Raw genomic sequence first — 22558 nt, 5'->3', positions numbered from 1 at the left:
GTATTGATGTTATCAGTAACCCCCTGAATGGAAATTCAGAGGGTTTTTCGCGGGTGTTTCTATATTCAATTAATGATGTTATAGAAACACCTTTATTTTATTTGAAGTAGCATTCCAAATGAGTCTTTTTATTGTGAAGCTCTCCTCATTCCTAATTTATTAGCAATAGCCGCGGAGCGAATGTTAATAGCTTCTGTTGATATTTTATTTATATTTTGTCCTTTTAGTGATTTTTTTATGGCTTTTATTGTCAGGAATTTTCCAACGCCTTTGAAATTATACTCTCTATTGGTTGCAACAGCGGGTTCTGTTTCTTGTAGCATAGCTCTTTCTTCATTACTGAATTGAGTATAGGGATGAGCTAATGCATAGTTGACATGTAATTCTGTTTTTTTATTTTTTATATCATGATATGTCTTAACTTCCATTGCCGCATAAATTTTTCTTTCACCTGTATAATTGTTTTTTTCACTTTTATCCATTAAAGCAAAGAAGTCTGTTCTGCATAAAAATCAGGGTGATTGCTTCTATATTTATGTCCTTCGCTGTGCTCTGATATTGTATCCCTTATCGTTCTTGCCATATAACCGGATATCTCAGCTCCTAAGGAAAGATTTTCCTTTGACTTTTCTGTAAGGGAGGTATTTTCTTCAAGTCTGCTGTATATTATTTGACTTTGTTCTATGCTTCTTAACAATTCTTCATGACCAAGCAAATAACCTGAAGGATTGCTATCTCCTACACGAACAACTTTCAACGAACTATTTTTTGCATAACTTCTTTCTCTTTCATCCCATTTGACGACATGTGAGCTTCGTGCCGCTAATTTAAATTTTAATTTATCAAGTGAATTCACCTCTTTTGTATATTTTCCTTTTTCTGGTGCTAATCCATTCTCATCTTGTAAACTAATTGGATTATTCCTTACCATCCGGTATAAATTCAGTCCATCAATTGTTCCTGCCGGGTCTGCACTTAACCATCTACCCGTCCACGATTGATAATAGCGGTAACCGTAATAATACAGCCCGGTGGCATCCCGCTCTTTGCCTGAGTAGCGAATAGTTTTATAACTGGCTTCTATCTGGCTGTTTGCCGCCCATAATGCGGTACCACCAAATGGGTAGTATTCTTCTTCACTGATAATCTGCCCCTGATTATCCAGTTCAAGCTGGCTGGAGCCGATAAGGTTATCGTAACTGTAACGTAGCTGATTGTTGTCGATACCTTCTGGTTTACCGCTCTCCCAATGCAATGCCTGCACTTGTGCGCGACCGGTTTCACCTACCGTGATAACTTGCAGGTCTTCCGTTATGGTGGCGCTGTTTTGTGTTATGCGTAGTTCCAATCCAGGCAGATAAGTGACCCGCTGCTGCTGTGTGGTATTTTGTGTTGGCTGTTCATTGACTTTCAGCCGCCGCATCCCATCACTGCCGTAGCGATACCACTCGTTTCCTATGCTGTTATTGACTTGCTTCAATTCGCCTCGTGGTGTCCAGACCAGAGACTGTCCGGGCAACAGACTGGTTTGGTGACCGCCAGCATCGAACAGTGCATCAACTTTATTTGGATCGGTAGTTAACGTGCTGAGAACACCCCGATTGCTGCGATTTGAGATCGTGATACCTGTCGTGTAGTTGTTTTGAGTGGCTGGTGAGCTGTGCCGGATTTGCATCAGATTACCGCTGTGATCGTAACTGTAGCTGCGAGTGTAGTTGGTATAAGTGTTGTTGTCAGAAGGTGAAACGGGAGAAGGAAGTTGGTGACTTTGCTGACTGATATTCGCCATTTCGCGGCCAGTTGCTTTGATTAATTGATACAGAGAATCGTAGGTGTAGATATTCTCTGGTACCACTTTCTGATTATGCCAGAAGCGGGTGGCTTCCGCGTCATTACGGATACCTATCACATTGCCTACTGGGTCATATTCATAGCGTAAATCCTGTAACACTTTGGTGTCTGACGGACGGCGGGTGGTGATACCGATAAGCCGCTGAGTTTCCGGTTCATAGCGGTATTCCGTGATAACACCGTTACCGTGCGCTTCACGTAATTTTTGTCCGGCGGCGGAGTAGGTCAGGGATTTGATAATAACTTGTTCACTCTGGCCTTTTAGCGTTAGCCAGCTCCCTTTGAGCTGCCCGGCCACATCATAGGCCAGACGCTGTGTGTTTCCTTTTGCATCGGTTTGGCTCAACAGAGCGCCAGTCGTATCGGTTTTACTTTGGGTAATATAGACATCGTTGCTCAGTTTTTTCTGCCAGATGCTCTGGTCTTCACTTGTCCAATCAGCTTCCTGACTATCAAGCAACAACTGGTGGGATTGTGATAAAACGGTACCTGTCAGGGAAAGGCTGTTCAGTTGAGTTAATCCCGCGGTATCGTAATGGCTAACACACTGACCGGCGAGGTTGAGATCTTTCTCGGTGGCTGTATTGCCTGCCCAGATAAGGCGTTCGGTAATTTTCTCTTCCGTCTGTACTTGCTCGGTGATAGCGAGCAGGCGACCGGGCAGCGTGTTACCTTCATATCGATGGTTTTGACGGACACCGGTTGCATTGATGATCAATATTAGGCGACCTTCAATATCGTTGAGTGTGATAGTCCGACCAGCATCAACACTTTCTTCACGTAGAACATGACCAGCAAGATTAAAGACGCGAATGAAATTCGGGCCGCTTTGGTTTTTGTTCTTGCGTGGATCGGTGCTTTTTACCTGAAATCCCTGAATATTGAATTCATAGCGAGTGATCAGTTCGTTACTGTTTTCTTCAGCTTGAATACGTAGATATTCCAGCGTGCGTACATTTAACTGCCGGTTATCCAATACACTGATCGATGGTGTTTTTTGGTCGATTGCAGAATGATAACTGCTCATATTTTAACTCCTTAGACGATATTAATCTTCAGAATAATTTAAGTTACAGCAACAGCCAAACGACCTTATATCACTAAATAGACAAGGAAAGAGATTTATCGAGATGCTATTAATGCAAACGCGTTGGTAATTTTTGAGATTGTATTAATAGAAATTAAGGTATCAGATAGAGGTGTGATCGGCCAACCATCAGGAAAACAAGTGGTTAGCCGACTTGATATGCCGATAGTGCTTAAATAACGAATCATTTGTATCTCACTGTTAATGCAGAGAAAACGTTATTTGGTTGAGGCAGTATTTGTTTAGTTAAAACGCATTGCTTAAATGAAACATTCAAAATATCGTAATTTGATAAATTTTCTATTGGAGGTGATAGCCGGATGATTGCTTATACCTTCCGATCAAAAAGCAAGTCTAGTCTACGTACCTTTGAGTTGATTGTTTTTAAAGAGATCTAAGGTTATTTAGTTCCATTATGGAAAGCTATTTCACTTATTAATACTGATAGGATAACATGATATTTTTTCATGTTGTAATTTTGAAACTCTCACTTTAGCTTATAACTTGTTTATTTTTAAATAGTTATGGTCATTATTTCACCATGATAATTTTTAGATAAAAATTTGACATATGATAATATCAATCTAACATTATATATAAATATTAATTATAAATTAATATTTTTAAAACAATTCTGTAATTAGCAATAAGGAGTTAAAATGGAAATTGAATTTATTGAAGAATCTGAGCCATCAGTTGAAGTCCTTTGTAATAGTGTTGATTGTCCATAACAATTAAACTAAATCCCCTCTGATTGAATTTAGGGGGGAAGGTGTATAATGATGAATCAAAGAGAAATAAACATATATTTATCAAAATTAATATCAAATCCGAAATACTCGATAAAAATGTATGAAAATCCAAATAAATTTATGGATAAATATCATATAGCTACGGAAAGCAGAGGAGTATTAATTGATTTTTTTAAGAAAAATGGCGGAAGATTTGTTAGTTCGTCGATTTTGCAAAAAATAAAGAGAATGGATGGTTTGAAAACGGCACTTACCAATGTATATAAATATTTAGGTGAAGAGAAATTTGAGTTAGAATTTGAAAAATATTTAAATAGTCTTCCTTTTAGTGATCAAGTTAAAAGGAACCCTGTTATTGAATCTGAAGTTTTTTGTAGTTTCATAATCGACTCAACTGGAGATGATGTATTAAAATTAATTGCATTATATGAGAAAGAAAAGAACAGCCTTATAATTGATCTTCAAAATACGAATGATAATTGGATAGATTATACACCAAAGATTGATATAGCTCCTCTGGAAAAAGTATTTGTTATTTCTCATCCAACAGTGAGAGTGAAAAAATTTACTAAAAATATTAGTGTATTACTAAATCTTCTTCATAAGGGAGAACCTCCTGGTATTTTGAAAGAAAATTTAATGGAAAGAGAAAGTAATATTATGTTTTATAAGAAAAACAAATCCCGAGAAATTATTTCATGTATGATAGGTGATGTTATCTGTCATATTGTCTTGTCGTGTAAGAATATAATATTAGCTAGTAATATATTTAATGAAGTGAATGAATGTTATGATATCGACAAGGATACCTTCATATCTTCTCTTAACATGCTGAATTCAAATGGTTTAATCTTTCTTAGTGCTAAGGATATTCTCAATGAGTAAATATGAAAAGCTTGGTATTGGTGTTAACTATAAGTCATCTTTTTCGAAAGAAATTTATAAAAATATTCAACATATTGATGTTCTTGAAGTACACTCTGAAAAATTTTTTTGGGATAAGGACGACACTTATTTAGAAAAATGCTGTAACGAGGTGCCAATTATATTTCATGGTCTTGATATGTCATTGGGAAGTGAGGAGAGCTTGGATAGTGAGTATATAAATAAATTAAAGCAAGTTGTTAATGATAAAAAACCTAAATGGTATAGTGATCATTTATCAGCAACACGGCATGGAGATATTGAGGTTGGGCATTTAATGCCAATACACTTCTCAGTTGAAAATGCATGCAAAATAATAGAAAAAATAAATAAAATAAAATCACAAGTTAGTGATAGGTTTATTATTGAAAATATTACTTATTATTATGAAATGCCTTTGTCTGATTTGTCAGAAATTGAATTTATAAATAAAATAATTAAAGGTAGTGATTGTGGCATGTTGTTGGATATTAATAACTTATATATTAATTCAATAAATCATAATTATGATCCTAAAGAATTTTTGCTAAAACTACCATTAGATCATGTTGTAGAAATTCATTTGGCTGGTGGGGCATATAAGTTTGATATGATTATAGACACTCATGCTAATGATATATGGAATGAAGTATGGGAATTATATGAGTTTGCACTTTCAAAAACGGATGTCAGTGGTGTTATAATTGAAAGAGATTCTAATGTTGAAGATTACACTACTATTATTGATGAAATATCTATAGCTCGTGATATATATAAGAGAGTATATGGAAAAGTAATATGAACTTTTTAATTGTTGCACATCCTGATGATGAAATTATATGGTTCAATCCAAAAGATTTTGACTATATAGTTATAGTTTTCTCTGGTAGAGAAAACAAACCGTTATTTCATAAACAAAGGAGTGAAGCATTATCTGAACATCCTTATTTTTCTAAAATTATTAATTTGGGTTTAAAAGAACCTGGGAATTGGGAAAGTTTTGAAACTAATTTTTTGGATAAAAAATATTTTAAGATCTTATGTGATTCTCTAGAAAAACTAAACATTTATGAATATGACTCTATTACTACACATGCTTTACATGGTGAATATGGGCATTATGATCATATTGCTGTCCATTATGCTGTAATTGAAATCTATGGAAAGAAGAATACTATCTATATATCTAATGGGTACAACATAGGTCAAGATGAAATATTATTTTCTAATTACATAAGTGATTATGTGAAGATAAAAAGAATCTACCAAAATCATGGTGTATGGACTTGGAATAAATATAGACTTCCTCAGGGTGTTCCTTCAACTAAACTAATAATTGATAATAGAAATTTGAGAATAGCATCTTTAGCGAGTATACCAGAAAGAGAATATAATTTACAAATTGCTATTAACTCTATCTATCCACAATTAGATGAATTAAATGTATATTTAAATGGATACGAAAAGATACCTCAATTTCTGAATAGAGATAAAATTAAAGTTTATATGAGCCATCGTTTTGGGGATTTTGGTGATGCATCAAAGTTCTTCCCATTAAAAAATAAATCTGGGTATTTATTTACGCTTGATGATGATCTAATTTATCCACCAAACTATGTTGAAAAACTTGTATTGAAAATAGAAAAGTATAAACGGCAGCAATTTATATGTGTGCATGGGAATATTATTGATATAGATTCATTATCATCATATTATAAATATAAAAAGGGAGTTCACTTTAGTCGGCCGCTTGATAATGATATTACTGTAAATATTCCAGGTACTGGTACATTGGCTTATCATTCATCGTTGTATTCATTTTCGATGGAGTCTTTTCAATTAAAAAATATGTCAGATATTTGGGTTGCCGTTATTGCTAAAAAAAGAAATATAGCTATCATTTCTATTGATAGGCCTGATTGTTGGATTAGAACATCAATATCAAAGACTGATCCTAATTCTATTTACAGTAATAGAGAATATTTGGATAAAAAAATATGTGAAGTGATAGAAAGAGAGGAATTATACAAGATATGATCAGTGAATATAAAAAAGAATTAAATGCTCAAGGGTATGTCTTAGTACGGGATTTCTTATGTCATAAGGAGAAAAAACTACTTAGTTCAGCAGTGCAATTTCTTGATGACCGAGAAGATGTTCCCGGGGAAATAATGAAATACTATGAGTCCAGTGTGATTGATAATAATAAAATACTTAATAGAATAGAGAATTTTATTGATGCAAAAGAAGCTTTTTTTATAAATAAAATTGAAAAAAAATCTTCTAAATTATTATCTTTAGTTATGGGTGAAGATTATTTTTTATTTAAAGATAAAATTAATTTTAAATTAAGCGGTGGTGGTGGATTTTCTCCCCATCAAGATTATCCTGCATTCACTAGATTCATTAATAAGGAAATGTTTAATTTAATGATTCCAATTGATGATACAACCATAGATAATGGTTGTTTATGTATTTCAAATAAGCCATTTGAGAAAAAATTAATTCCTCATAGCAAAGGTAAGGCATTGAAAAATACATATGAGAAATATGATTGGACTCCTATTCAGGCTAATGCTGGAGATCTTTTGATCTTTAGTTCATTTTTATTGCATATGTCAAAAGAAAATCTATCTGGTAATAGGAGAAGGTGTATTTTTTTTACATACAATTGTTGTTCTGAAGGTGATCTTAGAAGTAAATATTTTGACTTCAAAAGAAAGTCTTTTCCTCCATTAGTAGAACGTGATGAGAACCATGATTATTCACAATGGATAAATAACTTAGCGAGAAGGATTTTATAATGTATTTTTTAGCATGGGAATGTTGTTTCCTTTCTGGATATAGGGCGAAGTGTTTATTAAATTACTGATATGGTAAATACTATGTGTATAAAAAGACGTTATTTTTATAGGGATGGGTTGTATAATGAAATTCCTGATTTTAGTATTACTCCAATCAATAATAACTTAAGTTTGATGGAGTTTCCTTATCAGATAAAATTGGACTCAAAAGTTTACTCTGATAATCTAAAAGAAATAAATATAAATCGTTATCCTAGCTTCGATGCTAATGTAATTAAAGGAAAATTATGTGAAATTAATGGTGTCAATTATGATGAAAATATTTTGCTTGGTAATGGTCTTTTGGAATTGGTTCAAACCATTTTGTTATCTTTTTCTACAAAAAAAACTAATCTATTAATCCCAGATCCTTCATTCTTTATGTTTACAAGATTGGCGAACATATGCCGAGTTGATGTACATAAAATTCCTCTAAATGATGATTTCAGCCTTAATGTGCAAGCATTTATCCATGCGTCCCAACAATATGAAAACTCACTAATTATTATTGATAATCCAAATAATCCGACCGGTGTGTTATTTGGGGCAGATGAAATAAAATGTATTGTTGAAAATTGTAAGTGTCCTGTTGTTATTGACGAGGCATATGTGGCTTATTCATCGCAAGGTTCAAATATATTAAATCTTATTCCTGAATATGATAACCTCATTGTTCTCCGTAGTTTTTCTAAAATTGGTTTTGCTGGGCTGCGTTTTGGATATCTGTTTTCTAATCCAAACCTTATCTCATATATTAATAAGTTTTCTTTGATGTATTCATTAAGTGATATAAAAATGAAATTAGTTCTGGATATTATAAATGAAGAAAAAATTGACACGAAAAATATATCAAATGTAAAAAAATATAGAGATGTTATGATAAATAAAATGTCAAAATTAAATGATATTGTTGTAAGTAAAAGTCAAGCTAACTTTATTTTCTTTTCAGGAGAGGCTGATAGTATTAAGTTGTTTAATGATAAAATGATTAGAAATGGAATAAAAGTCAGTGTTTTTCCATTGGGTTACTCAAAGATCACAGATGATAGTATAAGATTTTCCATTGGAAATAAATCTATAAATGGCATTGTTTTAAATATTATATTAGATAGCTTTAATTGAGGTTTGTATGTACTATATAATTGGGTACGAAAATATACTTGAGTTTATTAATAAAACTATCGGTTTACGTGGTACATCTTTTAATTATTACAATGAATTTTTCATAAAATACTCTGTTTTTGATAGAATACCTGATTCTGACATTCCTCTTATAACTTCATATGAAGGCGCTTTACCATATTGTTACGACCACCTACTTACATTAAAAGATAAATATACGAATAATTCGGAAAAGATTAATTCAATGATTGTAAATAATGTCTTCTATGAATGGCTCTATACATTGTCAAAATATGATAAAATCTATGAATTAATAAACAGAATTATTAAAATTGTTATTGTAAATAAGTTATCTTCATATACAAATGGCACGACACAAAAAACAATTGGTCTTGCTTCTATGGATTTTAAAGATGAATTTGATTATCAGGATTTTATTGAATTGGTTTTTCATCAATTGACCCATATGGTTTTGTTCATTGATGATATCGCCAATATACATATGAATGAAGATACTAAGGGAATTCATGTAGAGGTTGATGGGGTTAAGTCTGTTTTTGGTAATAACATGTTTCCCATATACTTACTTTTCCATAGTTATATTGTCGGTGTGGAGATTCTTTCATTTAGATCTCAATTGTTTGGATTAAACTCATCTGCAAAATATCATGGTTCTACAGATAGAATTGTGAGATTATGTAAAAAAATGTCATGTATTATTAAAGAAAATATAAATATGTTTTCAGGGCGTTCAAGAGAAATTTTTAAAGAATCTTTACATTTATTGAATGTATTTGAGCATTATAAGGAAACAAAATGATATACAATGACTATCCTTTATTTAGTAATGTTAAGAGAATTGTTAATTCTGATGATTATAATTTTAGTGAATTACACGATAATAAAAAAATAAAATATATCTGTAAGGATAATATCGATCCTGGATTAAGTAAGGAAATTTATGGCAAAGTATTTTCAAATGGGGATATATATGTAATTGAATTTCATTATGATCAAAATATTTCTGATATATCATTATGGCTCGAAAGCATATTTGGGCCACTTCTTACTTATAAGAATAGAGGTCTTAAAGAATATGAAACGATAAAACCAGTTGATAACCCTAAATGGTTTTTTGAATCAAATTTATCTCAACCGGTACATACAGATGAAGGACATGAAGAAAAACAGCCAAACATAGTTGCACTATATTGTCAAAATCCTTCTTATGAAGGTGGTGATAGTATATTAGTTGACTCAGATGCTGTTTATAACTTTATTTTTGAAAAATATGGGAAAAAATCTGATATACTATTCCATGATGAATGTCTTTCCCATTTTTCCAATAATAAATTTTTTCAAAAAAGGATATTTTTAAAAATATCAAACAATATTGGAATATCATTTTCACCATTACTCAATAAATTTAAATGTACCGAAGATGTTTACTCAATGCTTATGGATATTAGTGCTTTTATACACCAAAAGGAAAATCAATACCGATTGCGTTTAAGTAAAAATCAATGTATTGTGTTCAGTAATTATTTGTATTTGCATTCCAGGACAAAATTTCCTAAAGATTCACCAAGGACATTATTTAGATTTTGGTTTTAGAGGGGTAGTATGAATTTAATAATCGCTGATGCCTTGGAATATAAAGGTAGGGTAAAAAAATTTGCGTCTGGGAATAAAAATGTCATTATATTTCTTTTTTTCTTATTACTTCCGGCAAAGTTCAGTGGTCTCATTGAGGTCTTAATTACTTTATCTTATAATATTGTTCTTCCAGAAAGCCACATAAAATCATTTTATTTTTCTTCCATATCTTTAATAGTATATATGGTTTTTTATTTGATTAACATAAGGTTTTTTCCTTCTGCAAAGGAAAATTCAATCATCGTTTCTTTGGTAAGCAAAAAAACATTGTTTTTTTGTCGTATCGTTTTTTTTATTTATAGTACTTTTCCGATGATTATTTTCTTTTTTATGGGTTTTCTTTCCGAAAATGTTAATTTTTTACATTATTTTTCATCTGTGTTTTTTTTAATAGTTTCTTTTGCTGTAATTGGATTTTGCTTATTTGAGTTAAGTTTTTTACATTTTTTTATTGTTGCTGTGTTCTTTATTCTGGCGGCATCATTCAGGAACGGAATATTATATGATTTGATTTTTACATTAGTTATTCCATTAGTAGCATTGATATTATATTTGAATTTTACACCATGTTCTATAATTAATAGAAATAAAAAATTATTTTCATTAAGATTTTTTTCGTTGCCTTATATAATTAATCTTCGTTCTTTTTTTAATAAAAATAAAATATCTGTACTTATTATGGTGTTGTTTGTTCTGCTTTTATATCTATTATGTGAAAGTGCTTTTTCTCAAATACCAAACAAAGCTGGTTATATATTATTAATATATTCCAGTGTTGTTTTATATATATGTATGTTGTTGTTCTATAATCTTTCATATATTGAAGTAAATTATCTTTCATATTTGTCAAATTTTTTATCTGTGCATAAAATATTATTTTTTAATTATTGTGTTTCTTTGTTTTTTTATTTTATTTGTTTTTTTATTTTTTGCTTTCTTGTTATTAAATCTTTTTCTGTAATTATATTTTTATCTTATATTTTTCTTTCTATTATTGTTTCTTTTATTTCTCTGTTGAGAACGCAATACACGAAAATTATTATTGTTGGTGTCATTTTCTTTTTTACATTTTTTTTAGGGGTTATTTATGCTTGAAGTTGTTGGGTTAGAAGTTGTTATTAATGGTAAGACTGTTTTTTCAGGAGCCAATTGTAATTTTTGTATTGGATTAAACCGTATTGCGGGAATTAATGGGGCGGGTAAAACGACTTTTCTTTCAAGTATTGCTGGCGTAAGTAAGGTTAAAAAAGGAATAGTTAACTTTATAAAAAAGGGAGAGAAGCACCGGTTTAGTTTGCAGCGACATGGCTTTTATATATCGGATAATGTTAACTTTTATAACTTTATTACGGGAATGGATGTGATAAATTTAAGTAAACGTTATAGGAAAAGTAATCTAAAACATCAATTAGATTACTATTTAAATGGTTTTGGCATATCTAATTATTCTGGCATTGAATATGGAAAAATGTCACTTGGGGTAAAAAAGAAATTTTTATTGACATCAGCTTTTATTACCGATGCGGATGTTTATATTTTTGATGAGCCAACAAATGGCCTTGATTCAGATTCTATAACATTTTTAATTGAGTTGCTGATTTCTCTTGCAGAAGAGAAAGTTGTTATTTTTAGTTCTCATGATGACAGGTTTTTACAGGAATTGAACTTTATTACCTATGAAATAAAAGGTAATAAAATATTCTGAAAAAGAAAATAATTATAATTATTTTCTATATTAGTATTGATAACTATTTTGTATAACTTAATTTGACCTCGTAAATAATTCTGTATAACAGCACATTAAGCCAAAAATTAGCCATCAAGTAAAATTGCTGATGGGTGATCTGCACAGTAATGGCTTCTGGTCAAATGATCCATATTTGAAGGCTGTTTTTCAACCATTGGCTTATTCATGTATAGCATTTAATCAGGCTAGAGGAGCAGCTGTACAGGGTCCATTTATTTATTGCTGTAAATTGGACATTAATTTATTGGATATATTAATTTTTTTATCGATTTTAGGTGATGTGTTCTCGACTTTAATTCTGTTGAATAAGGTTCACCTGCTTATTAAGTGGTTTTATCTAATTAATAAGTATGGACATTTTCAATAAATCTTAATCATTAACATCGGGCTAATTCATATTCATGTTGCTTTATTTATCAAATAATAATAATTTTTATTATCATTTGTAATCGTATTCTTGTTGTAGCTGATGATCTAAACTTTATGGAAACTAAATGAGAGAGCTAACGACCATGCAGGCCGCTTATTGGGTTGGCCGGCAATATGAACAGACGTTGGGTGGTGTTACCGCACATTTGTATGCAGAGTTTGATGGTACTGGGCTTGATCTTGAGCGGTTGAAAACTGCTGTACAGTATCTCTTTGATCTCCATCCGATGTTGCGATTACGCGTTACACCGGATGGCATGCAAACCATAGAAAGTCTGTCTTCCAACGACAAATTGCACATTGACGATGTCAGCATATGTGATGAAAAAGGCATTGCTGATTTTCTGGAAAGTAAACGAAAAAGTAAAACCCACCAGAAACTGGATCTTGAACATGGTCAATCTATCGACTTGAGTGTCACCCTTTTAACGAATGGAGATTTTCGTTTGCATATCGACCTGGACATGATTGCCGGTGATGCGCAAAGTTTTCGTATTCTCATGGAAGATTTGGCCCGATTTTATCACCAGCCTGACCATCAACCGAAAAATGGAGGAAGCACTTATTTTCACTATTTGGAGCGGATGCAGGCTGATAAGTCTTTATTAGCTTTACGTGAACGCGATAAAAAATGGTGGAGTGCGCGTATTGCGCAAATTCCACCAGCCCCTAAACTTCCTCATATTCATCGCCCTTTCCCAAAGGGAGAATACTTTAGTGATCGATTCGCGGTTCAACTGACGAAAGAAGAAAAGTTGTCGTTAAAGACAACCGCCAAAAAATATCAGATTACGCTGTCAACACTATTTTTGTCTCTTTTCGCGTGTACCGTGGGGATTTGTACGCAGTCTGATAAATTTAGATTAAATGTACCTACGTTCCAACGAGAAAGTTACCTCAGTGATGTGGACAAAATTGTTGGTGATTTTTCAGATTTATCTATTTTAAGTGTTGAATTACAGCGTCATGAGCCGGTGATTGCGTTATGCCATCGTTTTGCTGATCAAATCGCTTTACTCCTTTCTCACCGTGCCTATCCGGGCGTCAGTGTTATGCGGGATCTCTCCCGATACCACGGTAACATGCAAATCTCGCCTATCGTTTTTACCTCCGGTTTTGGTATCAGTGGCGATAATTTATTGTCCGAAAATGTAACCCGTGCTTTCGGTGAAATGGTCTTTGTTATTTCGCAAGGGCCACAGGTTGCCTTGGATGTCCAGGTTGCGCCGGCTTATGAAGGGATTTTGGTCAACTGGGATGTTCGTCTGGATATTTTCCCTGAACCGCATATTCGCAGAATGTTTGATATCTATCTCTCTTTGATTCGGATGATCATTCGTTCGCCTGAATTGATAAACCAGTCTTTGGACTATTTTTTCTCATCTCATTTTTCTGCTTCGCATCAAGATGTAGGTACTGAAAAGGTGACATCCTCTTGTGTTGAGCAAATGCTCATTATTTTGCTGTCCCGGCTGACGAATGAAGAAAATATCAATGCTCATACTTCTCTTTCTGCATTGGATATTGATGCTGATGTCGCAGAAGAATTAACGGGATTTATTAACAAATATATCCCACAGGCAGGACTGATGATTGAAGATATTAAGGCTCATCAAACATTAAATGCACTGGCGCAGACAATGACATTGAGATCGCGGGGAGCGGCTGAAAAGGCGGCTGAGGCACTAGTGAAAATCCTTAATCGACAGAAGTAATCTTTCTTTTTGAAAGAGGTTAAATGTTTAGCTTGTTAATTAATTAGATTCTGCGCTTTCTCACAATCGAAAATTGAGGAAATATCATGGATACCGCACTAACACCATTACAACGCGCGTACCTGCTAGGACGAAGTGAACTATTACCACTGGGTGGTGTTGCCATGCATGATTTCAGGGAATTCAGAGGTCATATCGAGTTTTCTGTTATTAGGACCCGGCTCACCAAATTAGTACAGCAATATGATGCGTTACGTACCCATATAGATGAAAGTTCATTGGTTCAACATGTCTCCGATGCCATTATCCTGAATCTTGATGAAATTGATTTCACTGCTATCCCGCGTTCAGCGGCTTATCAAAAGATAGATGAGATGAGGCAGGCGTATTCTCATAAAATCCACGATCTTTCTCGCTCTCCCTGGCATATTTGGGTCATTAAATTGGCAAAGCCAGAAGATGAGGATAATGACTTTTTTACGACCGTGGTGTTCGTGAGCTTTGATGCACTGATTTTGGATGGCAGCGCTATCTCTTTCATCTTGTTTAAATTGTTTGAGGAAGATGAGAATGAGTGGAAAAGATCCAGGCCAACGGGAAATATCGCTCATTTGCTTCAACCGCCTTCTGACTCGAAAAAGCAAAGTGATACTGAATATTGGTCAGAAAAGCTGAAAGAATATTCCGGCCCACCGACGTTACCTTGGAAGAGACCTCCAGAATCGATTAAATCCTCTCGCTACAGAAGGGAGAAGGTCACCGTTCCCAGCGCGACGTTGAATCATTTGTCTAAAATCGCTTCATCTTATGGTCTGTTTCAAAATACGATTTTGTCTACTATTATCCTGGAAATAATGTCATTTTGGACACAAGATAGTCGGTTATGTCTCGGTGTTCCCGTTGCTATTCCCACCCAGAAAATGCAGTTCAGTAATGAATCTTCATTTGTCGCTGTTTGTTTTAAAAGGAATCAGGCGCCATTTTTAGAAAGAGCGACAGCTTTTCAAAATGATATTTTTGCCTCTTTGGAACATCTGGATTTTTCCGGCGTTGATATTAACAGACTGATATTCAATCAACATCAGACAGGTTTAGCGCTACCTGTTGTGTTAACGAATGGTTTGTCATGGAAAACACTGCCTGCATCTGGTGATATCTCTTTTTATGATGGATTAACGCAGACACCGCAAGTTGCGATGGATATTCGTTTGTCCCTGGACCAGAATAAAAATTTGGTGTTATCCATTGATTATGCAGAAAAAGCGCTGGAAAAAAATATCGTGCAGGATATTTTACAAACCATCACTCAGGCAATAACGTTGATCTGCCGTCAGGAAAAACTCGCTGTGGATTTTTCTGAGGTGATTGATTATCACCATTACAAAGATAATGGTAATGACAGTGATTTTATCTGTTCAAATTTCCTGTCTCGTATTGCGGATAACCTATTGACGGGAAAATTAAAAAAAACCGCTATTATCTGTGGGGAGCAGCAGATTACCTATTCTGAATTGGGGGAACGTGTTCAAAAGATAGTGAATAACCTGAATCGCTGTGGAATGCGTAAAGGCAGTGTGGTCGCGATTTGTTTACCTCGTAGTCCTGAACATGTGATGGTAACAATGGCGTGTGCGCTTTTGGGGATTATTTGGGTGCCTATTGATGTAAATTCTCCCTCTGAACGTCTGGATTATCTGCTAACGAATTGCCATTCTGATCTCATTGTGAGTACTGGACAGTTTAATAGTGATAAAGCTGTCACATTGGAGACGCTGCTCACATCGGTTTCTGACAACGTTTTACTTCCCTTAGAGACTTTATCATCACTGAGTCATAGCATTGAGCCCGCTTATTATCTGTATACCTCGGGAACAACGGGTAAGCCCAAATGTGTGGTGCTCAATAACAAGGCAACATCTAATGTTATCGGGCAAACGCTGAATAAATGGGAGGTTAAACAGGATGATGTGTTTATTTCCGTTACGCCATTACATCATGATATGTCTGTTTTCGACCTCTTTGCATCACTGACTGTTGGCGCAACGCTGGTTATCCCTGAACCCCATGCAGAGAAAGATGCTATCCATTGGAATCGGCTGGTTTCGAAGCACAAAGTTTCTATTTGGTGTTCAGTGCCTGCGATTTTAGAAATGTTAATTGCGTGCCAAAATGGGGGCTCTCTCTCTTCCCTCAGACTGATAGCGCAGGGCGGTGATTATATTAAGCCTGCTCTCATCAAGGAAATTAGAGCGACGTATCCTGATACTCGGTTATTTTCTTTGGGAGGGCCGACTGAAACGACGATTTGGAGTATATGGCATGAAATTACGTCAGAGGATGTCAGCCTTATTCCTTATGGTAAACCCCTGCCTGCGACTCAATATTTTATCTGTAATGATATCAATGAACATTGCCCGGCGTTTGTGACTGGCCGGATTTATACTACGGGAGTCAATCTTGCCTTAGGCTATCTGGAAGATGGTCTTGTTGTGCAAAAAGATTTTGTCACTATCACCTCGCCTACAGGTGAACAATTAAGAGCATTCAGAACAGGGGATCAGGGCTATTACCGAAAAGATGGCACCATCATTTTTGCCAGCAGAGTAAATGGTTATGTCAAAATTCGGGGAATTAGGGTGTCTCTGCCTGATATTGAAAGTGAGTTATGTAAACATCCACAAATTAATCATATTGTCGTCGTTGATTATCCAAATGAGCAGAATGGCGATGCAACATTAGGTGCTATGTATACGACGCTAAATGGTCAGGAAATTCTCGCCTCAGAATGGCGGGATTTTTCTCACGGGCTTTTACCCGTTTCTCATATACCAACGCGTTTTGCTCATATTCAGGCGTTTCCTTTGTCTGCAAACGGTAAAACAGATCGACACCAAATCAGGGCGTTCTTTACGCAACCGAAGCCGGATAATTTGGCGGATAAAAAGTCTGTTATATCGGAGAACCAAAGCGTTAATAACAGCGCAGAGGATGAACATTACCAATCGATCCTCGGCATTTATTTGCATGCCATTGGTGCGCAGCCGTTAACTGGTTTGAATGAAGATTCTGAATTTTTAGCGCTGGGATTAAGGCCTTCGCATCTCAAAGAAATCGCTCGGCGTCTCACTGAAAAATTTGGTGTTATTCTGACGCCTCAGCTGTTAGTTAAATGCAGAAATGCCCGGCAGGTTTCTTCTTTGCTTTCACAAAGTATTTAACCTGTTTTTCTAAAGAACCGGAGTCTGACCCGGTTCTTTATATATTAAGTTATTTTTTATTCTATGAGTAAAGCGCTTTTACAGGCAGGAAAAGCGAGTTTCCTGTGAGCACTTTTTGTAGAAAATCAGTCAGATTTTTCTGATGGTTTTCAACCTCTTCTTTACCAAACATTGCTGAATCAGCATCAAGATCAACAATTAATTCTCCAGCATCTACTTTCCCGCGATAGATAATGTTAAAGCTAAAGCAATCATAGAGCCCGCTGGTGAGTATATGGCGTTTAACCTGGCAATCGAAAAAATTGGGAGAGTCAAAAGGTAACACGTTGATGAGTGGCGAAAATAAATAACGGGTATCTTGAGGTAATTGATGATCTAAAAAGATCTGTTCTATACGATATCTGGCATGAGTCCGTTGAGTATGAAGCGCGTTGATTGTTTTTTTCAAAAAGGTTTCTAATGTCTCATCCGGATTGGTGTTTATCAATAAGGGAAGGATATTCGTCATTAATGCCGGTGTATTGGTTCTGAAACGGGTTCGGCGATTCATATAGGGGAGCCATAACGGCATTGAATATTCACCATTTTGTGTCTGTGTAGCGAAATAGTGAAGCAGGTAGATGCTTGAAAGCACCACTAACAGATCAGGCCAGGCGATACCTGTATCAGCCGATAAATGTGTTAAGCCTGTGACAATATCCCCGGAGAGCGCACAACTGGTGTAATGGTGTTTGGTGCTATAGTCGGCACGGGCGATATCCACAGTTGGAAAGCGCGCGGATGAAAGATAATTTTGCCAGTATAAGCGATCCTTTTTATATTGTTCGCTGTTACCGTACTCTTGTTCTTCAGTCAGGTAGCTGCTGAGTGAGTGAAAAGAAGCATCGGCACTGGCTTTACCAAGATAGTACGAATAGAAATGCGCACAACGATGTTCAATGAGCGCCATACCAAATCCATCAAGGAGAATATGATGAGCCCGGTTGTACCAGAGATAATGAGATTCGCTTAATTTAAATAGCCACTGAGCGGATAGCAGTTGCGTTAATAAATTCAGCGGAGATTCCACATCGGCTCGCATAAGTTGCAACGCTGTGTTGAAGGGATCGGGCTGTGTCTGTAAATCAATGAATTTTAACTGTGGTGTAGCGGCTTGATTCGGTTGTTGTAAAGGAAGCCGTTCTTCTTCAAGGCGTTTAAAACGGACAGAGAGCACATCTGTTTCACTAATCACCATCGTTATTGCTTTGCAAAGTGCCTCTTGATCGACATTACCCTGAATATCAAGATAGTGAGCGACAGTCGAAACAACTTTTTCGGAATGCAGGCTGAACTCGTGCCAGTAATATTGTTGTGCCTGCGTCAATGGCATCCAGCTAGAAGTTTGAGTGATGTTTAACATTGGGTAAACCTTATGGATTCATCATAGAAAAATAGAATAAAAAGTAAAAAGTAGATAAAATTTTCTTCTATGTTTGTGATAGGTGTTCACGCAATGTTGAGTCACAATATTCCCGTCTGAACAAGCCAACACATAATTGCCCATTTATTCCCATGACATTCATTCTCCTGTTTGATCACCATTTTTCGTTGATTGTTTCTGGCTGAAATCTGAATTGGTTTTATATCTGAGAAAATGAAACATTTGTTGTGCGATACAACAAGAATGTGACGTATTTCGTGATCAACGTTATTGTATATGATAATCATTATTAATCTCATTGTCGGATATTAGACAAAATGATACATTACGTCCACTTTGGATTATCTGAATGGGTATGCGAGGTTTCTGCATCGCAGATCCACAATCACTGTCTGAGAATGCCAGAATGAAATCGATGTTAACCCTTGTATATGGCTTGGTAATTACTCTGGTCACTCTATTTGGGGGGACTGTTTATGCTGCAAACACGAAAAATGCAGCTCAGACAGAAAGCCTTTCCTGGCCAAGAGATTTTAAAAATACTGATGGCACTATCACCACTATTCCGACGAAACCCCAGCGTATTTTATCGACCACTGTTTCGATAACCGGAATACTGTTATCAATTGACGCGCCTGTGGTTGCGAGTGCAACGGCCACGAATGGGAAATTTTTCGCTCAATGGGACAACGTTGCTCAAGAGCGGAAAATTGAAAAGCTCTGGCCAGCCGGCAATATCGATCTGGAAATGGCTTATGTTGTCGCGCCCGATCTAATCGTGGTTTCTGTGAGCGGCGCTGATTCCGCATATGCTCAGGTAGAACAACTTAAACAAATCGCGCCCACGATTATCTTAGATTATGGTAAACAGACATGGCAGGATTTGGCGACTGAATTAGGCAAGGCGACAGGGCTTGAAGATAAAGTTGCGGCCAGAATTACTGGTTTTAATAATTATCTTGCTGAATGCCGGGCAAAAATTGCCATCCCTGAAGGTAAGGTTAATATTATCAGCTATGCAGGGCCAGGAACCATTAACCCCATATCAACGAGCATAAGCCCACATGCTTTGCTGCTTTCACAGCTTGGGTTTACTATCGAGTCGGCAGATCCTGCCTGGCATAATAATGCAAATAAAACCGGGGACTTTGTTTGGGCACAATATGAAAATATTACGCAGTTAACTGCGCCCACAACATTTCTTTTAAGTGCAGGAGAGCACAGAGCGGCTGAATTCTTAAAGGATCCTGTACTCGCTAATTTGGCTTCGGTCAAAACAGGACAAGTTTATGGTCTTGGTGTGAATTCGTTTCGAATTGACTATTACAGTGCAAAAGAAATTGCCGATAGCATTGTTAAACGGTTTGGCATTAAGCAGAAAGCGAAATAACTTAGCAATTGTTTGAGTTGGATATGAAAAAATTGATTTTTTCAGTTGCTAATTCTGTTGCGCAATCCGATAACCGGCAATTCAAATTTCAGCGAAAAGGGTTGCTGATTTGCGGGTTATTACTTGTGGCATTTTCAGTTTTTAGTCTTTTTGTCGGGACCCGCCCTGTCACGATTAAAGTCACTTGGGAGGCATTCACCGCTTTTAACCCTGCCAATAGTGAACATTTATTGGTTCGTTATCTGAGAGTGCCTCGTACTTTGCTGGCGATTATCGTTGGTTGTTCATTGGGTGTCGCGGGTGCCATTATGCAGGCGCTTACCCGTAATCCACTGGCTGATCCGGGTATTCTGGGGGTCAATGCTGGGGCAGCGGTTTCCATTGTCTCGGCAATTGCTTTTTTGGGCATTTCCGATGTTATTGGCTATATGTGGTTTGGTCTGGCAGGGGCGACAATTGCAGGTTGTGGCGTGTATCTGCTCGGGGGGATCCGGCATGGGTTGAACCCGGTAAGAATGGTATTGGCGGGCGCTGCACTGTCCGTTGTATTACTTGCTGTCACCCAGATTATCACCATAAACAGCGAAGATGAGGTATTTAATCAATTCCGGCACTGGGTGGTGGGCTCACTTCAAGGGCGAGGTTATGAGGTGCTTTTCCCTATCTCCATACTGACGGCTTCCGGAGTGATAATTGCTTTAATGCTGACAAAGTCTCTTGATACGGTAGCGCTTGGTCATGATCTGGGAAAATCGCTGGGTGTTAACCAAACCAAAGTCTGGATTCTGTCTGCACTGGCCATCATTATGTTATCTGGCGGTGCCACGGCAGCGGCGGGGCCCATTAGTTTCATCGGCCTGACCGCCCCTCATTTTGCCCGTTTAATTGCAGGGCCTGATTATCGTTGGGTACTTCCTTATTCTATGCTGATATCTGGCGTTATGGTGGTAGCTGCTGATAGTCTGGGGCGAGTCGTAGGATATCCTGGGGAAATTAGTGTTGGCATTATGGTGGCGCTAATCGGAGGGCCGTTCTTTGTTTTCCTGGTCAGAAAATGGAAAATTGTCCAACTATGAGCAAACGGAATTATGGCGAGACTGAGGTTAATATTTCCGGTAAGGTCTGGCGACAAGGAAAAGTGTCTCTTGTTTTCGTTCCCAGAAATCTTATGGTGATTTGTGCCATGTTGCTGTTGATTATGGTATTAGCGCTTTTTTCCATGACTATCGGCAAATTCAATATCACAATCGAACAAATTATCACTATTTTTTGGGGGCCGGGTTCCGGTTCTGTCAGCGAAAAAATCATCATGGATATTCGTTTGCCCCGCGTGTTAACCGCAATTTTTGTTGGTGCGGCACTGGGGGTATCTGGTGCGGTTTTTCAGTCTATTTCCCGAAATGCGTTAGGTTCTCCGGATGTGATTGGTTTTACAGTCGGTGCAGCGACGGGGGCGATTATACAGATAGTTTTATTTGATAATAATGCAGTGCAAATAGCGATTGCTGCTGTTGCCGGAGGAACCCTGACTGCGGCGGTAGTGTATCTGTTATCTTTAAAATCCGGCGCAATAGGGGGGTATCGCCTTATCCTGACGGGGATTGGTGTGGGTTCAGTGCTAAGTGCCCTGAATGGCTTATTACTGGTAAAAGGAAATCTGGATAATGCCGTGATGGCAAATTTGTGGCTTGCCGGATCACTTAATGCCCGAACATGGGTACATGTTTTTCCTGTTTTAACCGGGGTTGTATTGCTGGTGCCTTTGGTTCTTTTTATGGCAAGGAAACTGAGCATTATCGAGATGGGGGATGATATTGCCTGTCAGCTCGGTATCAGAGTGGAACGCGTTCGTCTTATTATGATTTTCTGCGCTGTGGTTTTAGCGGCTCTTGCCACTGGCGCCGCAGGGCCGATTGCTTTTGTTGCTTTGGCCGCCCCTCAGCTTGTGGTTCGCCTGACCTGTTCGAGAAATATGCCGGTTATCAGTGCCGCGCTAATGGGTGCTTGTCTTTTGCTGTCAGCTGATCTGCTTACGCAGCTTTTACCTTTACGAGCGGCAGTCCCTATTGGGCTTATGACGGGGCTCGTTGGCGGAATTTATCTGATTTGGTTGTTGACCCGTTCCCGGCAAATTTAGCAAGAATTGTCGTAAGTTTTCTCTTAATGTGGGAGGCGATATCAGGAGGAATAGTCATTCAGGTAATGAATATAATAATATATTTTTTGGGATCTTTATCTGTCTCAATTGATGGAATATTTTCGTTATTTATATTCTTAACTTAGCTTGTGAATGATTTCTTTATTTTTCTGGTTTGTTTTTTAAGTCTCAAATTAATTCTATAAAATATAGGGATATACTCTTAGTCAATTTCTTTCTGGCTAAATAACTTCCTAAAACCACATATTTTACCGAGTTATCTTT

The 22558-nt window shown here is 36.4% G+C and carries 17 protein-coding genes; 14 read left to right on the top strand and 3 right to left on the bottom strand.

Going from position 1 to position 22558, the window contains the following annotated elements:
- Positions 1-128: 128 nt before the first annotated feature.
- A complete protein-coding gene (locus C5470_RS05260; protein ID WP_166286558.1) occupies positions 129-482 on the bottom strand; it encodes a hypothetical protein in 354 nt (117 codons plus the stop codon).
- The gene (locus tag C5470_RS05255) at positions 482-2878 is read right to left on the bottom strand and encodes an RHS repeat domain-containing protein (protein WP_242687812.1); all 2397 of its coding nucleotides are present in this window, start codon (positions 2876-2878) and stop codon (positions 482-484) included. The genes C5470_RS05260 and C5470_RS05255 overlap by 1 nt, the downstream gene beginning before the upstream one ends.
- Before the next feature lie 839 nt (positions 2879-3717).
- Between C5470_RS05255 and C5470_RS05250 the strand changes: the two genes are divergently transcribed.
- From C5470_RS05250 to C5470_RS05200, 11 genes are all read left to right on the top strand, one after another.
- Entirely contained in the window at positions 3718-4575 is an 858-nt protein-coding gene (locus C5470_RS05250) for a hypothetical protein (protein WP_166286556.1), read from the top strand.
- The gene (locus C5470_RS05245; protein ID WP_036849824.1) at positions 4568-5395 is read left to right on the top strand and encodes an MbnB/TglH/ChrH family RiPP precursor modification enzyme; all 828 of its coding nucleotides are present in this window, start codon (positions 4568-4570) and stop codon (positions 5393-5395) included. Before C5470_RS05250 ends, C5470_RS05245 begins: the two co-directional genes overlap by 8 nt.
- On the top strand, positions 5392-6630 hold the full coding sequence (locus C5470_RS05240; protein WP_166286554.1) for a hypothetical protein: 1239 nt from the start codon (positions 5392-5394) through the stop codon (positions 6628-6630). The genes C5470_RS05245 and C5470_RS05240 overlap by 4 nt, the downstream gene beginning before the upstream one ends.
- Entirely contained in the window at positions 6627-7397 is a 771-nt protein-coding gene (locus C5470_RS05235; RefSeq protein WP_166286552.1) for a phytanoyl-CoA dioxygenase family protein, read from the top strand. The genes C5470_RS05240 and C5470_RS05235 overlap by 4 nt, the downstream gene beginning before the upstream one ends.
- Positions 7398-7478: 81 nt before the next feature.
- On the top strand, positions 7479-8558 hold the full coding sequence (locus C5470_RS05230) for a pyridoxal phosphate-dependent aminotransferase (RefSeq protein WP_036849830.1): 1080 nt from the start codon (positions 7479-7481) through the stop codon (positions 8556-8558).
- A gap of 7 nt (positions 8559-8565) precedes the next feature.
- A complete protein-coding gene (locus tag C5470_RS05225; RefSeq protein ID WP_051477479.1) occupies positions 8566-9378 on the top strand; it encodes a hypothetical protein in 813 nt (270 codons plus the stop codon).
- Positions 9375-10172, top strand: a complete 798-nt coding sequence (locus tag C5470_RS05220) for a TauD/TfdA family dioxygenase (protein WP_166286550.1) — start codon at positions 9375-9377, stop codon at positions 10170-10172. The genes C5470_RS05225 and C5470_RS05220 overlap by 4 nt, the downstream gene beginning before the upstream one ends.
- Positions 10173-10181: 9 nt before the next feature.
- Positions 10182-11309: a hypothetical protein gene (locus tag C5470_RS05215; RefSeq protein ID WP_166286548.1), complete on the top strand. Its 1128-nt coding sequence runs from the start codon at positions 10182-10184 to the stop codon at positions 11307-11309.
- Positions 11302-11919, top strand: a complete 618-nt coding sequence (locus C5470_RS05210; RefSeq protein ID WP_166286546.1) for an ATP-binding cassette domain-containing protein — start codon at positions 11302-11304, stop codon at positions 11917-11919. The genes C5470_RS05215 and C5470_RS05210 overlap by 8 nt, the downstream gene beginning before the upstream one ends.
- A 536-nt stretch (positions 11920-12455) precedes the next feature.
- Entirely contained in the window at positions 12456-14105 is a 1650-nt protein-coding gene (locus tag C5470_RS05205) for a condensation domain-containing protein (RefSeq protein ID WP_166286544.1), read from the top strand.
- Between the two features lie 86 nt (positions 14106-14191).
- Complete coding sequence (locus C5470_RS05200) at positions 14192-17323, top strand: amino acid adenylation domain-containing protein (protein WP_166286542.1); 3132 nt, start codon at positions 14192-14194, stop codon at positions 17321-17323.
- A 61-nt stretch (positions 17324-17384) separates the two neighbouring features.
- Here the strand turns inward: C5470_RS05200 and C5470_RS05195 are convergent, their stop codons facing one another.
- Positions 17385-18725, bottom strand: a complete 1341-nt coding sequence (locus C5470_RS05195) for a condensation domain-containing protein (protein WP_166286540.1) — start codon at positions 18723-18725, stop codon at positions 17385-17387.
- A 370-nt stretch (positions 18726-19095) separates the two neighbouring features.
- Between C5470_RS05195 and fepB the strand changes: the two genes are divergently transcribed.
- From fepB to C5470_RS05180, 3 genes are read left to right on the top strand one after another with little or no spacing between them, the layout of a single operon-like run.
- On the top strand, positions 19096-20136 hold the full coding sequence (gene fepB, locus C5470_RS05190; protein ID WP_242687811.1) for a Fe2+-enterobactin ABC transporter substrate-binding protein: 1041 nt from the start codon (positions 19096-19098) through the stop codon (positions 20134-20136).
- Positions 20137-20159: 23 nt separating this feature from the next.
- Positions 20160-21212: a FecCD family ABC transporter permease gene (locus C5470_RS05185; RefSeq protein WP_081738281.1), complete on the top strand. Its 1053-nt coding sequence runs from the start codon at positions 20160-20162 to the stop codon at positions 21210-21212.
- A complete protein-coding gene (locus C5470_RS05180; RefSeq protein ID WP_051477480.1) occupies positions 21209-22273 on the top strand; it encodes a FecCD family ABC transporter permease in 1065 nt (354 codons plus the stop codon). Before C5470_RS05185 ends, C5470_RS05180 begins: the two co-directional genes overlap by 4 nt.
- The last annotated feature ends 285 nt before the right edge of the window (positions 22274-22558 follow it).

It is taken from the genome of Photorhabdus stackebrandtii (assembly GCF_011189495.1).
GTDB classification, from domain to species: domain Bacteria; phylum Pseudomonadota; class Gammaproteobacteria; order Enterobacterales; family Enterobacteriaceae; genus Photorhabdus; species Photorhabdus khanii.
Note: the sequence above shows the minus strand (reverse complement) of the source record. Positions and strands in the feature narration are given on the sequence as shown.

Bases quoted from the DNA above. Each gene is read 5' to 3' on its own strand.
- C5470_RS05260 (WP_166286558.1), bottom strand. From the start codon at position 482: ATGGATAAAAGTGAAAAAAACAATTATACAGGTGAAAGAAAAATTTAT.
- C5470_RS05255 (WP_242687812.1), bottom strand. From the start codon at position 2,878: ATGAGCAGTTATCATTCTGCAATCGACCAAAAAACACCATCGATCAGT.
- C5470_RS05250 (WP_166286556.1), top strand. From the start codon at position 3,718: ATGATGAATCAAAGAGAAATAAACATATATTTATCAAAATTAATATCA.
- C5470_RS05245 (WP_036849824.1), top strand. From the start codon at position 4,568: ATGAGTAAATATGAAAAGCTTGGTATTGGTGTTAACTATAAGTCATCT.
- C5470_RS05240 (WP_166286554.1), top strand. From the start codon at position 5,392: ATGAACTTTTTAATTGTTGCACATCCTGATGATGAAATTATATGGTTC.
- C5470_RS05235 (WP_166286552.1), top strand. From the start codon at position 6,627: ATGATCAGTGAATATAAAAAAGAATTAAATGCTCAAGGGTATGTCTTA.
- C5470_RS05230 (WP_036849830.1), top strand. From the start codon at position 7,479: ATGTGTATAAAAAGACGTTATTTTTATAGGGATGGGTTGTATAATGAA.
- C5470_RS05225 (WP_051477479.1), top strand. From the start codon at position 8,566: ATGTACTATATAATTGGGTACGAAAATATACTTGAGTTTATTAATAAA.
- C5470_RS05220 (WP_166286550.1), top strand. From the start codon at position 9,375: ATGATATACAATGACTATCCTTTATTTAGTAATGTTAAGAGAATTGTT.
- C5470_RS05215 (WP_166286548.1), top strand. From the start codon at position 10,182: ATGAATTTAATAATCGCTGATGCCTTGGAATATAAAGGTAGGGTAAAA.
- C5470_RS05210 (WP_166286546.1), top strand. From the start codon at position 11,302: ATGCTTGAAGTTGTTGGGTTAGAAGTTGTTATTAATGGTAAGACTGTT.
- C5470_RS05205 (WP_166286544.1), top strand. From the start codon at position 12,456: ATGAGAGAGCTAACGACCATGCAGGCCGCTTATTGGGTTGGCCGGCAA.
- C5470_RS05200 (WP_166286542.1), top strand. From the start codon at position 14,192: ATGGATACCGCACTAACACCATTACAACGCGCGTACCTGCTAGGACGA.
- C5470_RS05195 (WP_166286540.1), bottom strand. From the start codon at position 18,725: ATGTTAAACATCACTCAAACTTCTAGCTGGATGCCATTGACGCAGGCA.
- fepB (WP_242687811.1), top strand. From the start codon at position 19,096: ATGGGTATGCGAGGTTTCTGCATCGCAGATCCACAATCACTGTCTGAG.
- C5470_RS05185 (WP_081738281.1), top strand. From the start codon at position 20,160: ATGAAAAAATTGATTTTTTCAGTTGCTAATTCTGTTGCGCAATCCGAT.
- C5470_RS05180 (WP_051477480.1), top strand. From the start codon at position 21,209: ATGAGCAAACGGAATTATGGCGAGACTGAGGTTAATATTTCCGGTAAG.